Genomic DNA, 13,082 nt, shown 5'->3' on the forward strand with positions numbered 1-13,082 from the left:
CCTTCCAAGAGCACACACGGGATCCGACCGATGAGCGACGACTACAACCCCTATGCACCCGCCCCGGGCGGCCAGATGAGCGGCACGGTGACGTTCGGCGACCGCCCGCAAGCCGCCGCCGGCGGTGCCGATCCGATCAAGGATACCACGACGGCAGGCTTTACCGCCGACGTGATCCAGGCTTCGCGCGAGGGCACGGTTCTGGTGGATTTCTGGGCGCCCTGGTGCGGACCCTGCAAGCAGCTTACGCCGGTGCTGGAAAAGGCGGTGCGCGAATCCAACGGCAGGGTCAGGCTGGTCAAGCTCAACATCGACGATCATCCGGCGATTCCCGGGCAAATGGGCATCCAGTCGATCCCGGCGGTGGTGGCCTTTTCCGGGGGCAAGCCGGTCGACGGCTTCATGGGCGCGCTGCCCGAAAGCCAGATCCGTGAATTCATCGACCGGGTCGCCGGACCGGCGAAATCCGGGGCCGAAGAGCAGATCGCAGCCGTGCTGGCGCAATCGCGCGAGGCGCTGGCTGCGGGCGATGTCGAGACCGCGGCGCAGGGCTTTTCGGCGATCCTGCAGGCGGACAACACCCATGCGGGTGCGCTTGCCGGGATGGCGGCCTGCCTGCTCGAGGCGGGCGAGCTCGACAAGGCCGGCGAGGTGCTGGCGCAGATCGGCGAGGACGGCCGCAAGGATCCGGAGGTGGCCTCGGTGTTCAAGCGGCTGGAAATGGCCCGGGAAGTGGCCAGCCTCGGCGATCCGGTGGCGCTCGAAGCCCGGCTCGCCTCCAATCCCGGCGACCACGAGGCGCGGCTGCAATTCGCCAAGATCCTCAATGCCCGCGGCTACCGCGAGGCCGCGGCGGACGAATTGTTCGCGATCATGCGCAAGGATCGCGGCTGGCAGGACGACGCGGCCCGCAAGGCGCTGCTTGGCTTCTTCGAAGCCTGGGGCCCCACCGATCCGGCAACGCTGTCGGCGCGGCGGCAGCTTTCGTCCCTGTTGTTCTCCTGACCGCGGCGCGGTTTTCCGGCGAGGGACTTGAGATTTGACTGCTTCGCTCCAGTTTTGACGTAACAGTGACCAGGGGGCAGACCAGAATGCAAGTCGGCAACAAATCCTATCGGATGGAAGCGGATATCCCGGGCCGGGTACCGGTGTTTCCGCTGGCGGGCGCCTTGCTGCTGCCCGGTGCGCAATTGCCGCTCAATATTTTCGAACCGCGCTATCTGGCGATGTTCGACGACGCAATCAGCTCGCACCGGATGATCGGCGTGATCCAGCCGGCCTTCGAGAACGCGGTCGCCTGCTGCGGGCCGGTCGAGGATCTGTGCCGGGTCGGCTGCCTGGGGCGGATCACTTCCTTTGCCGAGACCGGTGACGGCCGCTATGTCATCACGCTTGGCGGGATCTGCCGGTTCCGGGTGATCGAGGAGGTCGAGGCCGGGCGCAAGCCCTACCGGATCTGCGGCATTTCCCCATTCCTGGGCGATCTCGAGGCGTCCGACGACGGCGCCGATGTCGACCGGGCGGCGCTGCTCGAAAGCTTCAAGGCCTATCTCGAGGCCAACAACCTGGAGGCCGACTGGAGTTCGGTCGAGCGCGCGAGCACGGTCACGCTGGTCAATTCGCTGTCGATGATGTCGCCCTACGGCCCTGCCGAAAAGCAGGCCCTGCTCGAGGCCGACGACCTCAAGACCCGGGCCGAAACCCTGATCGCCATCACCGAGATTGCCCTGGCGCGCGATTCGGACGACTATGGGCACGTCCTTCAATAGGCCAAGCCCGCACCATGCCCAGGAAGACCGACACGCCGTCCAGTTCGATCCGCTCCGCCGGCGCGGTCGACGTCAAGATGCTCGAACTCCTCGTCTGCCCGCTGAGCTACGGGCCGCTGCGCTACGACCGCGAGGCCGAAGAGCTGGTCTCGCCCCGGGCGCGGCTCGCCTATCCGGTGCGTGACGGCATCCCGATCATGCTGGTTTCCGAAGCAAGGCATCTGGGCGACGACGGCTAGCCGCCTCTCCGGGTCCGGATAGCCCGGTATCCGGGCCTGCGGGTGCGACCTGCGACGGTGCGACCTGCGACAAAGCTGTGCATGGGCAGGCGCCGAAACCGCGTTGAAGCCACCCGGTGTTGGACATATGGTGCGCTGGGTGGCCGCGTCGGAGGGAATGCTCTTTCGTCCGGGCCGCCTTCGTGCCGGCGGCCGGATCTGCGGATGGGGAATATGCGCTGAGAGCCGGTGGCGGCGGTGCGTGTATTGTCAGGGGAAGGCGGATCCAGGTGGCCAGCAAGGGCGAGCAAAGGCGGGAAGCGATCGTGGCCGCGGCGGCGCGGCTGTTCTGGGAGCGCGGCTTCGCCGCCACCAGCATCGCCGATATCGCCCGCGAGGCGGGCGTGCCCCAGGGCAACATGTTCTATTACTTTCGGGCCAAGGCGGACCTGGCGCTGGCGGTGGCGGATGTCTTCGTCGACGAGACCCAGTCGCTGATCGGCGAGGCCGAGGATGCCGCGGTCGAGCCGCGCACGCGCATCCGCTTCCTGCTGCAGCGGCTGGCGCGCTCCAACCGCAGCCGCGTCGACAACGGCTGCCCGATCAGTGCCGCCGTGCGCGAATTCCGCAGCGCCGCGCCGGAGGCCTCGGCCCGGGCCGCGCAGAGTTTCGAGCTGCTGGTCAGTTTCATCGGCAGGGAGTTGCAGAAGACCGGGCCGCGCCCGTCGATCGCGATGGCGCGGGCGCGCGCGGTGGTGATCGAATGGCAGGGCGGGATCGCGCTCGCCCATGCCTTCAATGACATGACGGTGCTGGCCGAAAGCCTGCGCCGGGCCGAGCAGAGCCTGCAGATCGGGCCGTAGGCTCCGCCCCCGAACGTTTCAGATCGCCTCGCCGCGCAACAGCCTCGGTCCGTCCGAGCCGGGGATGCCGGCTGCCTGGTTGATGAAGTAGCGCTTCATCGCCGGCATGCGGTCGACAAGGCCCAGGCCGAAATCGCGCACCACCCGCAGCGGGGTGAAATCATTGGAGAACATGCGCGTGAGCACGTCGCTGGTCAGTCCCATGCGCACGGTGTCGAAGCGCCGCCAGGTCTGGTAGCGCTCGAGCACGGCGAGCGAGCCGATATCGAGGCCGAGGCGATGGGCGTCGACGATGGTCTCGGCCAGCGCCGCGACATCGCGGAAGCCGAGATTGAGGCCCTGGCCCGCGACCGGATGGATGCCGTGGGCGGCGTCGCCGGCGAGCGCCACGCGCGGCTTGACGAAGTCACGCGCCAGCGTCAGCCCGAGCGGGAAGGCGCGGCGTCCGCCTTCCACCCGCAGCGCGCCCAGATGGTGGCCGAAGCGGCGCTCGAGCTCGGCCTCGAACACGAAATCATCCTCGGCGACCAGCGCATTGGCGGCATCGGTGCGTTCGGTCCAGACCAGCGAGGAGCGGTTGTTGGTCAGCGGCAGGATGGCAAAGGGGCCGTTGGGCATGAAATGCTCCACGGCGCGGCCGTGATGCGGGCGTTCGTGGGCCACGGTGGTGACGATGCCCGACTGGCCATAGTCCCAGTGCTGGGTCTTGATCCCGGCCATCTCGCGCAGCATCGATTTGACGCCGTCGGCGGCAACCACCAGCCTTGCGCTGAAGCTGCGGCCATCTGCGGTCTCGACCAGGGCCGCGGCTTCGCTGAAGGACAGGCTGGCGGCCGCCGTGGACTGGTGGACGGGAAGCCCGAGTTCATTGGCCTTGTCGCGCAGCGCCGCGACCAGCGCGAGATTGGGAACCATGTGGGCGAAGGGTTCGCCCTCCTCGATTTCGCCGCCGAAGGTCAGGAACACCGGGCGCACCGGGTCGGAGGTGCGCGAATCGGTGACGATCATCTCGCTGATCGGCTGGGCCTCGGGCTCGATCGCGTTCCAGACGCCGAGCGTCATCAGCAGCCGCTTGGCGCCCGCGGCGATGGTCGAGGCGCGCTGGTCCTTGCGCCAGACCTCGGGCGGGGCGGCGTCGATGACGGCAACGGCAAGCGAGGGCGCATTGGTTTTGATCGCGAGTGCGGCGGAAAGCCCCACATAGCCGCCGCCGCAAATCAGGACATCAAGGCTTTCGGTCGTCATCGCATGGTTTCCTTCTCTCTGCCTGGCCACCTGCTCGCTGCCGGGCCGCACCGGCCTGCCGGGCATCCCTCAAGGAGAACATGTACGCCTTTGGCGCCGCGTCAACCCGGATGGCGGGCTTTGCAAGCGGCGCGCGGACACCGTATACCGCAATCTCGTTCGTCAGCCCACCTCCGCGAGAAAACAATCATGCCGCATTCTCCCGTTCCCGCCATGCAGCAGTTGCTCACCATCCTCGATCTCGAAGCGCTGGAGCAGGACCTGTTCCGCGGCACCAGCCCGCAGGTGGGGTGGCAGCGGGTGTTCGGCGGCCAGGTGATCGGCCAGGCGCTGGTGGCCGCGCAGCGCACGGTCGCGGCCGACCGGCCGGTGCATTCGCTGCATGCCTATTTCATGCGGCCCGGCGATCCCGCGGCGCCGATCATCTACGAGGTCGACCGGATCCGCGACGGCTTGAGCTTCGCCACCCGCTCGGTGGTCGCGATCCAGCACGGCAAGGCGATCTTCTCGCTGTCGGCCTCGTTCCAGAAGGAAGAGGAGGGCATGGAATACCAGGCCGCGATCCCGCAGGCGCCCGCGCCCGAGGACCTGCCGGACCGCGAGCAGATGCGCGAGGCATTCCTGGCCGGCGCGCCCGACCACGTGCGCAGCTACTGGGAGCGGGAACGGCCGATCGAGGTCCGGCCGCTGTCGCTCGACCACTATCTCTCCGACCGCAAACTGGCCGCCGAGCAGAAGGTCTGGGTGCGCACCACGGCACCGGTGCCCGACGACCGCATCATCCAGGCGGCGATCCTCGCCTATCTGTCGGACATGACGCTGCTCGACACGGCGCTGTTCGCCCATGGCCGCTCGGTGTTCGACCGCACCCTCCAGGTCGCGAGCCTCGACCACGCGATGTGGTTCCACCGGCCGTGCAAGCTTGACGACTGGTTGCTCTACAGCATGGATTCGCCCAATACCAATGGCGCGCGCGGCTTCACCCGCGGCAGCCTGTATCAGCGCGACGGCACGCTGATCGCCTCTGTGGCGCAGGAGGGATTGATCCGGGATCGATCCAAAGCCTAAAAAATAGGCTTGTCTGCCTATCTGCCTTGAATTTCATCTTTCTGGTGGCGCAATCCTGTCCGGCTGATCAGGCCGGACGGAATATGCGCTTAATTTTCCGTTGCTTGCCGGTCGTTGTGCAAACTGGCACGGCGTTTGATTCCTTTTTGGCCAGACGGGTGCAGCGGGATTTTCCGGCGCGCCGGTCGTGAGGGGCGGCCTGGCCGCGAATAAAAAGGATGGGAAACCAGATGAAAATTGTGATGGCCATCATCAAGCCGTTCAAGCTGGACGAGGTGCGCGAAGCCCTCACGGCGGTCGGCATCCAGGGCCTGACCGTGAGCGAAGTGAAAGGCTACGGCAGGCAGAAGGGGCATACCGAGATTTATCGCGGCACCGAATATGCGGTGAGCTTTCTGCCCAAACTCAAGATCGAGATCGCTGTGAATTCCGACGCGGTGGACAAGGCGGTCGAGGCGATCGCGTCGTCGGCCAAGACCGGCCAGATCGGCGACGGCAAGATCTTCGTCTATTCGATCGACCAGGCCATGCGCATCCGCACCGGCGAAACCGACGCCGACGCGTTGTAAGGCAACAGGAGAGATACCCATGACACTCAAGATGTCGACCAAATCCCCGCTGCGGCTCGGCCTTCTGGCCGCCGGTGCGGTTGCGGCGTTGGCGCTTCCCGCCTTCGCCCAGGATGCCGCAGCCCCCGCAGCCGAAGCCGCAGCGGCCGCACCCGAATTCGCCTCGGCCGCGCAAACGGCCTTTATCTTCAACACGCTCCTGTTCCTGATGGGCGGCTTCCTGGTGATGTGGATGGCGGCGGGCTTCGCCATGCTCGAGGCCGGGCTGGTGCGCTCCAAGAACGTCTCCATGCAGTGCCTCAAGAACATCGCGCTCTACTCGACCGCCGGCATCATGTTCTGGGTGGTCGGCTATTCGCTGATGTATACCGACGTCAATGGCGGCTATTTCGGCACGCCGATGCCCTATAGCTGGCCCGCCGCCGGCACCGCCAACGAGGGCGATTATTCGGTGGCCTCCGACTGGTTCTTCCAGATGGTGTTCTGCGCCACCACGGCCTCGATCGTCTCCGGCACGCTCGCCGAGCGCATCAAGCTGTGGCCGTTCCTGATCTTCACCGTCGTGCTCACCGGCATTCTCTACCCGATCACCGGCTCGTGGCAGTGGGGCGGCGGCTGGCTCAGCGAAGCCGGCTTCTCCGATTTCGCCGGCTCGACGCTGGTGCACTCGGTTGGCGGCTGGGCCGCGCTCTCCGGCGCGCTTCTGCTCGGCGCGCGCAAGGGCAAGTATACCGCCGACGGCAAGGTGATCCCGATGCCCGGCTCGTCGATGCCGCTCGCCACGCTCGGCACCTTCATCCTGTGGCTCGGCTGGTTCGGCTTCAACGGCGCCTCGCAGCTCGCCATGGGCTCGAATGGTGACGCCTCCGACATCAGCCGCATCTTCGCCAACACCAATCTTGCCGCCTGCGGCGGTGTGGTCGCGGCCATGATCGTCACCCAGATCCTCTACAAGAAGGTCGACGTCACCATGGCCTTGAACGGCGCACTGGCCGGCCTGGTTTCGATCACCGCCGAACCGCTGATGCCGTCGCCGCTCACGGCCATCGTCATCGGCGCCATCGGCGGTATCATCGTGGTGTTCGCCGTGCCGATGCTCGACAAGTTCAAGATCGACGATGTCGTCGGTGCCATCCCGGTTCACCTGATGGCCGGCATCTGGGGCACCCTGATCGTGCCGTTCTCGAACCCGGACATGTCCTACGGCACGCAGCTTATGGGCATCGCCTCGATCGGCGTGTTCACCTTCGTGACCTCGGGCATTCTCTGGCTGGTGCTCAAGAGCACCGTCGGCGTCCGTGCCTCGGAAGAGCAGGAGATGATGGGCATGGACATGGCCGAAGTCGGCGTCGAGGCCTATCCGGAATTCGGCAAGGCCTGAGTTTTCCCACACATCCCGTCGGGGTGGCGATCCGCCCCTGCCTTGGGGGCCCGGTTTTCCGGGCCCCTTTTTGCTGGCGCCTGCCCCGGCAGGGTGCCGGCGCGCAAGGCCGGGTCGCCCGGGGAGATCCGGTCCGTGCCGAAATTTAAGGCATGCCTCTTTCCGCGCCTGCACAAAAAACAGCCGGCTTGCGTGGGCTCGCGGCGTGCTGCACGGCGATTCGGCTGGTTTTGCCCCGCAAGGCCGCTTGGCACGGCACTTGATAGGCAGCAACCGGACAGGTGGCACGGTCTATCCGCTGCGCCGGTCGCAAGCAGCGGCCTGGCCGCGGACAACAAGGATGGGAAACCAGATGAAAATTGTGATGGCCATCATCAAGCCGTTCAAGCTGGACGAGGTGCGCGAAGCCCTCACGGCGGTCGGCATCCAGGGCCTGACCGTGAGCGAAGTGAAAGGCTACGGCAGGCAGAAGGGGCATACCGAGATTTATCGCGGCACCGAATATGCGGTGAGCTTTCTGCCCAAACTCAAGATCGAGATCGCTGTGAATTCCGACGCGGTGGACAAGGCGGTCGAGGCGATCGCGTCGTCGGCCAAGACCGGCCAGATCGGCGACGGCAAGATCTTCGTCTATTCGATCGACCAGGCCATGCGCATCCGCACCGGCGAAACCGACGCCGACGCGTTGTAAGGCAACAGGAGAGATACCCATGACACTCAAGATGTCGACCAAATCCCCGCTGCGGCTCGGCCTTCTGGCCGCCGGTGCGGTTGCGGCGTTCGCGCTTCCCGCCTTCGCCCAGGATGCCGCAGCCCCCGCAGCCGAAGCCGCAGCGGCCACCGTCAACAAGGGCGATGTCGCCTGGATGATGACCGCCTCGCTGCTGGTTCTGTTCATGCTCATTCCGGGCCTGGCATTGTTCTATGGCGGCCTGGTGCGCACCAAGAACATGCTGTCGCTGCTCATGCAGTGCACCCTGATCGCCGCGATCGTGATGGTGATCTGGGTGCTTTACGGCTATTCCTTCGCCTTCGGCGGCTCCAGTTCCGCCTTCTGGGGCGGCACCGCCAAGATGTTCCTGGCGGGGGTGACGACCGACTCGACCGCGGCCACCTTCACCGACGGCGTCGAGCTTCCGGAATATGTGTTCATCGCCTTCCAGATGACGTTTGCCTGCATCACCCCGGCGCTGTTCGTCGGCGCCTTCGCCGAGCGGATGAAATTCTCCTCGGTGCTTCTGTTTTCGGCGCTGTGGGTCACCTTCGTCTATTTCCCGATCGCCCATATGGTCTGGGACGGTGCGGGCCTGATCTTCAACATGGGCGCGATCGATTTCGCCGGCGGCACCGTGGTGCACATCAATGCCGGCGTTGCCGCGCTGGTGGCGGCCATCGTGCTCGGCCCGCGCATCGGTCTCGGCAAGGACATGATGGCACCGCATTCGATGACGCTGACCATGGTGGGCGCTGCCATGCTGTGGGTCGGCTGGTTCGGCTTCAATGCCGGCTCCAACCTCGAAGCCACCGCCGGCGCGACGCTGGCGATGATCAACACCTTCGTCGCCACCGCCGGCGCCATCATCAGCTGGTGCGCGGTCGAGGCCATGTTCCGCGGCAAGGCCTCGGGCCTGGGTGCGGCATCGGGCATGGTGGCGGGCCTCGTCGCCATCACGCCGGCCTGCGGCACCACCGGTCCGGTGGGCGCGATCGTGCTCGGCCTCGCCGTCTCGCCGATCTGCTATTTCTTCGTCTCCAAGGTGAAGGCGCAGTTCGGTTATGACGACAGCCTCGACGTGTTCGGCGTGCACGGCATCGGCGGCATCGTCGGCGCCATCGGCACCGGCATCCTCTGCGCGCCCGCGCTCGGCGGCACCGGCTTCGTCGTCGAGGCCGGCACCATGGCCGCCCAGGTGATGGCGCAGGTCAAGGCGGTCGCCATCACCATCGTCTGGTCGGGCGTCGGCTCGCTGGTGCTGCTCTACATCGTCAAGGCCATCATCGGCCTGCGCGTGAGCGTCGAGGACGAGCGCCAGGGCCTCGATCTCGCCTCGCATGGCGAAGCGGCCTACCACAGCTAGGCGCAACGCCTCAGCCAAGCCATCCGCGCGGCCCGGGAGATCCGGGCCGCGTCTTTTGTCAGGCGAGGGCAAATGACGCATGGTTAATGCCGCATTAACCGGGCGGCGGTTAGAGTATCGACCGAGATGGGTTCGCAAGAGCCCGAAACACGTTCGGACGATGTGTCACCATGCAGTCAGGCTCTTCCACTTTCTCTCCCGGTGTTTCCGCGCGCTCCACGCTGCTTGGCGATCTGCTGAGGCGGCAAATGAGGTTCGTTGCCGGCCTTGCGATCCTCGCCGGTCTCGCGCTGGCGATTGCGGCGCTGGCCACCTGGAACGTGGCCGATCCGAGCTTTTCCAATGCCAATGGCGCGGTCCCGCACAATGCGCTGGGCTACAGCGGCGCGGCCTTCGCGGATCTGGTGATGCAGTTCTTCGGGCTTGCGGGGCTGATCGGCCTGCTGCCGGCCCTGTTCTGGGGCCTCGGGCTGATGCGCAACACCCCGATCGACCGGCCCGCGCGCCGCGCCTTTGCCTGGTTCGGCGGCGCCTGGCTGACCGCCGCGCTGTTCGGGCTGATGCCCGCCTCGCAGGACTGGCCGCTGCCCAACGGCCTGGGGGGCGTACTCGGCGACATGGCGCTGAAGATCCCGTCGGTGTTCACCGGCGGCTTTCCCTCGGGCATCGTCGCCGTTCTTCTCGGCGTGCTGATCGCGCCGGTGGCGGGCTGGCTGCTCGTCCAGGGCGCGGGCCTGATCGGCCGCCTGCCGGCGGATCCGCAAGCGGAGGCCGAGCAACTGGTCGAGGACGAGGACGAAGAGGATGCGGCGGGCGGATCGCTGATCCTCGGCGCGCTGGCCCATTCCTGGTACACGCTGAGCGGGCGCGTAAGGCGGCTGACCGGGCACACCTCGTTCTCCCGCAGGCATGCGATGCCGGAGGCGCCGCTCGATTTCAACACCGGCCACGACGGCGGCTTTGACACGGGCATCGAACCGGTCTTCGCCGAGCCGCGGCCGGCGCGCCGCGAACGTGTCGAACCCGGCTTCGGTCCGTCGCCGCGCAGCCGCATGCTGGACGATGCGCCGCCCTTCGACATCGATGAGGACACGCTGCCCGAAGGCGTGCTGTCGGCCGATCTCGACGATGACGACGACCCTGCGGCCGACTGGCGCCCGCAGCCGGCGCCCGCCCGGCCAGCAACCCGTCCGCCGGTCGCCGGCGCTTCGCCGCGCATTGCCGCCCCCGCCGAACGGCCCAAGCCGAGCGCCCGGGTGCAGCGCGATGCACAAGGCTCGATGCTGGACGATCACGGCTTCTCGCTGCCCTCGGTGCATCTGCTCACCGAAGCGCGCAACGTCGCCAAGGATGCTTCGCTGTCGCCCGAGGCGCTCGAACAGAATGCGCGCATGCTCGAAGGCGTGCTCGAGGATTTCGGGGTCAAGGGCGAGATCATCCATGTCCGCCCCGGCCCGGTGGTCACGCTCTACGAACTCGAACCCGCGCCGGGCATCAAGTCCTCGCGCGTGATCGGGCTTGCCGACGACATCGCCCGCTCGATGAGCGCGATCGCGGCCCGCGTCGCCGTGGTCCCCGGCCGCAATGCGATCGGCATCGAACTGCCGAACCAGAAGCGCGAGACCGTCTATCTGCGCGAACTGATCGCCAGCCGCGATTTCGAGACCTCGAAGGCGAAGCTGGGGCTCACGCTGGGCAAGACCATCGGCGGCGAGCCGGTGATCGCCGACCTCGCGAAGATGCCGCATCTTCTGGTCGCCGGCACTACCGGCTCGGGCAAGTCGGTGGCGATCAACACCATGATCCTGTCGATCCTCTACAAGATGGATCCGTCCAAGTGCCGGTTGATCATGATCGACCCGAAAATGCTCGAACTGTCGGTCTATGACGGCATCCCGCACCTGCTCACCCCGGTGGTGACGGATCCGAAAAAGGCGGTGGTCGCGCTCAAATGGACCGTCCGCGAGCGCTACAAGAAGATGTCGAAGATCGGCGTGCGCAACATCGACGGCTTCAACGCCCGCGTCGAACAGGCCGCAGCCTCTGGCGAGCCGCTCACGCGCACCGTGCAGACCGGCTTCGACCGCACCACCGGCGAGGCGGTCTACGAGACCGAGGAGTTCGATCTCACCCCGCTGCCCTACATCATCGTGCTGATCGACGAGATGGCCGACCTGATGATGGTGGCCGGCAAGGACATCGAGGGCGCGGTGCAGCGGCTTGCGCAGATGGCGCGTGCGGCGGGCATCCACGTGATCATGGCCACCCAGAGGCCGTCGGTGGACGTGATCACCGGCACCATCAAGGCCAACTTCCCGACCCGCATCTCCTTCCAGGTGACCTCCAAGATCGACAGCCGCACGATTCTGGGGGAGCAGGGCGCCGAACAGCTTCTCGGCATGGGCGACATGCTGTTCATGGCCGGAGGCGGGCGCATCCAGCGCGTGCACGGCCCGTTCGTGTCCGACAAGGAAGTCGAGGACATCGTCTCCTATCTCAAGACGCAAGGGGTGCCGGAATATCTCGACGCGATCACCGAGGACGACGACGAGGGCGAGGGCGGCGGTGGTCCTGCCGGCACCTCCAACCTCGCGGACTCGGACGATCCCTACGACCAGGCGGTGGCGATCGTGCTGCGCGACGGCAAGGCATCCACCTCCTATATCCAGCGCCGGCTCGGCATCGGCTACAACCGCGCCGCCTCGCTGATCGAACGGATGGAAAACGAAGGCGTGATCAGTCCCGCCAACCACGCCGGCAAGCGCGAGATCCTGGTGCCGACCGAAGACGATATCGATCCCCGATAGCGGTAACGCAGACGTGAGGCGCGGGTCACACTGGCGCCGCAGTCTCGGGCGATAGCATGACGCGAAACAAAACGGAGACAGAGATGTCGAAACAGACCCTTTCCTGCGCCGCGACCCCGCATGACCCGGTTCGCAGGGCGCTGCTGGGCGGCGGCCTGGGCCTGGGGCTTGCGCTGATGGCGGTGGCCACCGGGCTCGCCGCATTTCCGGGCCAGGCCCGCGCCAGCGACGCGGCGCAGCGGCTTGCCGACCACTTCTCTTCGGTCAAGACCATGACCGGCGAATTCATCCAGTTCGGCCCCAATGGCGAGCAGACCGGCGGCAAGTTCTTCATCGACCGCCCCGGCAAGCTCCGCTTCAACTACGAAGACCCGTCGCCGGTCCGCGTCATATCCGACGGCAAGGCGGTGGTGATCGGCAACCGCAAGCTCAAGACCTGGGAGCTTTATCCGCTCGACAAGACGCCGCTCAAGCTGCTCCTGTCCGAGCGCATCGACCTGTCGAACGACACCGTCCGCTCGGTGACCGAGGACCCGGACCTGACCACGATCGTGCTCGGCAACAAGTCGGTGTTCGGCGATTCGACCATCAGCCTGATGTTCGATCCCAAGACCTTCGAACTGAGGCAATGGACCATCCGCGATGCCCAGGGCAAGGATACCTCGGTGATGATCTTCAACGTCCAGACCGGGGTCAAATTCGCCGACAACGTGTTCCAGGTGCCCTATAACGAGGTGCACAAGCGCACGCGCGGCGGCGGCTGAGCCGACTGATTCGTCGTCCGCCGCCTTTCGACTCCACGACAGCGGAATCGCCCGCGAGGCTACGCCGCGCGGGCATTTGAATGTTGAAAGGCAGCTTTAGCGCTTTGATTCGCGGCCTCCAGCCTGTAGGCCAGAACCAATCGATCGATCACGGCCTGGATGAGAAGGCGATTGGGCTTGGCGTTTTCCCTTACCACCTGGAACATCAATTCGGTGCGGCTGAGACTGCCGCTGGTGCAGCATTTCCTCGAGACCGTGCAGCCGGATGTGCTGTGCCTTCAGGAAACCAAGTGCCCCAACGATGCCTTCCCGACCTCTGC

The 13,082-nt window shown here is 66.3% G+C and carries 13 protein-coding genes; 12 read left to right on the top strand and 1 reads right to left on the bottom strand.

Annotated elements, in window-relative coordinates; all coding sequences use genetic code 11:
- Nucleotides 1-30: 30 nt before the first annotated feature.
- From trxA to AWJ14_RS11665, 4 genes are all read left to right on the top strand, one after another.
- Nucleotides 31-1,005 (top strand): thioredoxin, encoded by a 975-nt coding sequence (gene trxA, locus AWJ14_RS11650; protein ID WP_066178951.1) that lies wholly within the window; start codon nucleotides 31-33, stop codon nucleotides 1,003-1,005.
- An 86-nt stretch (nucleotides 1,006-1,091) separates the two neighbouring features.
- A complete protein-coding gene (locus tag AWJ14_RS11655; RefSeq protein WP_066178954.1) occupies nucleotides 1,092-1,769 on the top strand; it encodes an LON peptidase substrate-binding domain-containing protein in 678 nt (225 codons plus the stop codon).
- 14 nt (nucleotides 1,770-1,783) lie between these two features.
- Nucleotides 1,784-2,008: a Trm112 family protein gene (locus AWJ14_RS11660; RefSeq protein WP_066178956.1), complete on the top strand. Its 225-nt coding sequence runs from the start codon at nucleotides 1,784-1,786 to the stop codon at nucleotides 2,006-2,008.
- Between the two features lie 269 nt (nucleotides 2,009-2,277).
- Nucleotides 2,278-2,850 (top strand): TetR/AcrR family transcriptional regulator, encoded by a 573-nt coding sequence (locus tag AWJ14_RS11665; RefSeq protein ID WP_066178959.1) that lies wholly within the window; start codon nucleotides 2,278-2,280, stop codon nucleotides 2,848-2,850.
- A gap of 18 nt (nucleotides 2,851-2,868) precedes the next feature.
- Here AWJ14_RS11665 and AWJ14_RS11670 read toward each other — a convergent pair whose 3' ends face one another.
- On the bottom strand, nucleotides 2,869-4,095 hold the full coding sequence (locus tag AWJ14_RS11670) for a ubiquinone biosynthesis hydroxylase (protein ID WP_066178962.1): 1,227 nt from the start codon (nucleotides 4,093-4,095) through the stop codon (nucleotides 2,869-2,871).
- Between the two features lie 189 nt (nucleotides 4,096-4,284).
- Between AWJ14_RS11670 and tesB the strand changes: the two genes are divergently transcribed.
- From tesB to AWJ14_RS11710, 8 genes are all read left to right on the top strand, one after another.
- Nucleotides 4,285-5,163: an acyl-CoA thioesterase II gene (tesB, locus tag AWJ14_RS11675; RefSeq protein ID WP_066178965.1), complete on the top strand. Its 879-nt coding sequence runs from the start codon at nucleotides 4,285-4,287 to the stop codon at nucleotides 5,161-5,163.
- A 218-nt stretch (nucleotides 5,164-5,381) separates the two neighbouring features.
- Entirely contained in the window at nucleotides 5,382-5,732 is a 351-nt protein-coding gene (locus AWJ14_RS11680; RefSeq protein WP_066178968.1) for a P-II family nitrogen regulator, read from the top strand.
- 19 nt (nucleotides 5,733-5,751) lie between these two features.
- Nucleotides 5,752-7,113, top strand: coding sequence for an ammonium transporter (locus AWJ14_RS11685; protein ID WP_066178971.1), 1,362 nt, complete (start codon nucleotides 5,752-5,754; stop codon nucleotides 7,111-7,113).
- Nucleotides 7,114-7,453: 340 nt separating this feature from the next.
- Entirely contained in the window at nucleotides 7,454-7,804 is a 351-nt protein-coding gene (locus tag AWJ14_RS11690; RefSeq protein WP_066178968.1) for a P-II family nitrogen regulator, read from the top strand.
- Between the two features lie 19 nt (nucleotides 7,805-7,823).
- A complete protein-coding gene (locus AWJ14_RS11695) occupies nucleotides 7,824-9,191 on the top strand; it encodes an ammonium transporter (protein ID WP_245304244.1) in 1,368 nt (455 codons plus the stop codon).
- A gap of 170 nt (nucleotides 9,192-9,361) precedes the next feature.
- Nucleotides 9,362-11,998, top strand: a complete 2,637-nt coding sequence (locus tag AWJ14_RS11700) for an FtsK/SpoIIIE family DNA translocase (protein ID WP_066178974.1) — start codon at nucleotides 9,362-9,364, stop codon at nucleotides 11,996-11,998.
- A gap of 83 nt (nucleotides 11,999-12,081) precedes the next feature.
- Nucleotides 12,082-12,762: an outer membrane lipoprotein carrier protein LolA gene (locus tag AWJ14_RS11705; RefSeq protein ID WP_139112618.1), complete on the top strand. Its 681-nt coding sequence runs from the start codon at nucleotides 12,082-12,084 to the stop codon at nucleotides 12,760-12,762.
- A 177-nt stretch (nucleotides 12,763-12,939) separates the two neighbouring features.
- Nucleotides 12,940-13,082, top strand: a 143-nt coding sequence (locus AWJ14_RS11710; protein ID WP_342587257.1) for an endonuclease/exonuclease/phosphatase family protein, incomplete at its 3' end; no start/stop codon positions are given.

It is taken from the genome of Parahoeflea olei (assembly GCF_001703635.1).
In the GTDB taxonomy this organism is placed as follows: Bacteria; Pseudomonadota; Alphaproteobacteria; order Rhizobiales; family Rhizobiaceae; genus Hoeflea; species Hoeflea olei.

Bases quoted from the DNA above. Each gene is read 5' to 3' on its own strand.
- AWJ14_RS11690 (WP_066178968.1), top strand. From the start codon at position 7,454: ATGGGAAACCAGATGAAAATTGTGATGGCCATCATCAAGCCGTTCAAG.
- AWJ14_RS11695 (WP_245304244.1), top strand. From the start codon at position 7,824: ATGACACTCAAGATGTCGACCAAATCCCCGCTGCGGCTCGGCCTTCTG.
- AWJ14_RS11705 (WP_139112618.1), top strand. From the start codon at position 12,082: ATGTCGAAACAGACCCTTTCCTGCGCCGCGACCCCGCATGACCCGGTT.
- tesB (WP_066178965.1), top strand. From the start codon at position 4,285: ATGCCGCATTCTCCCGTTCCCGCCATGCAGCAGTTGCTCACCATCCTC.
- AWJ14_RS11680 (WP_066178968.1), top strand. From the start codon at position 5,382: ATGGGAAACCAGATGAAAATTGTGATGGCCATCATCAAGCCGTTCAAG.
- AWJ14_RS11685 (WP_066178971.1), top strand. From the start codon at position 5,752: ATGACACTCAAGATGTCGACCAAATCCCCGCTGCGGCTCGGCCTTCTG.
- trxA (WP_066178951.1), top strand. From the start codon at position 31: ATGAGCGACGACTACAACCCCTATGCACCCGCCCCGGGCGGCCAGATG.
- AWJ14_RS11660 (WP_066178956.1), top strand. From the start codon at position 1,784: ATGCCCAGGAAGACCGACACGCCGTCCAGTTCGATCCGCTCCGCCGGC.
- AWJ14_RS11700 (WP_066178974.1), top strand. From the start codon at position 9,362: ATGCAGTCAGGCTCTTCCACTTTCTCTCCCGGTGTTTCCGCGCGCTCC.
- AWJ14_RS11670 (WP_066178962.1), bottom strand. From the start codon at position 4,095: ATGACGACCGAAAGCCTTGATGTCCTGATTTGCGGCGGCGGCTATGTG.
- AWJ14_RS11655 (WP_066178954.1), top strand. From the start codon at position 1,092: ATGCAAGTCGGCAACAAATCCTATCGGATGGAAGCGGATATCCCGGGC.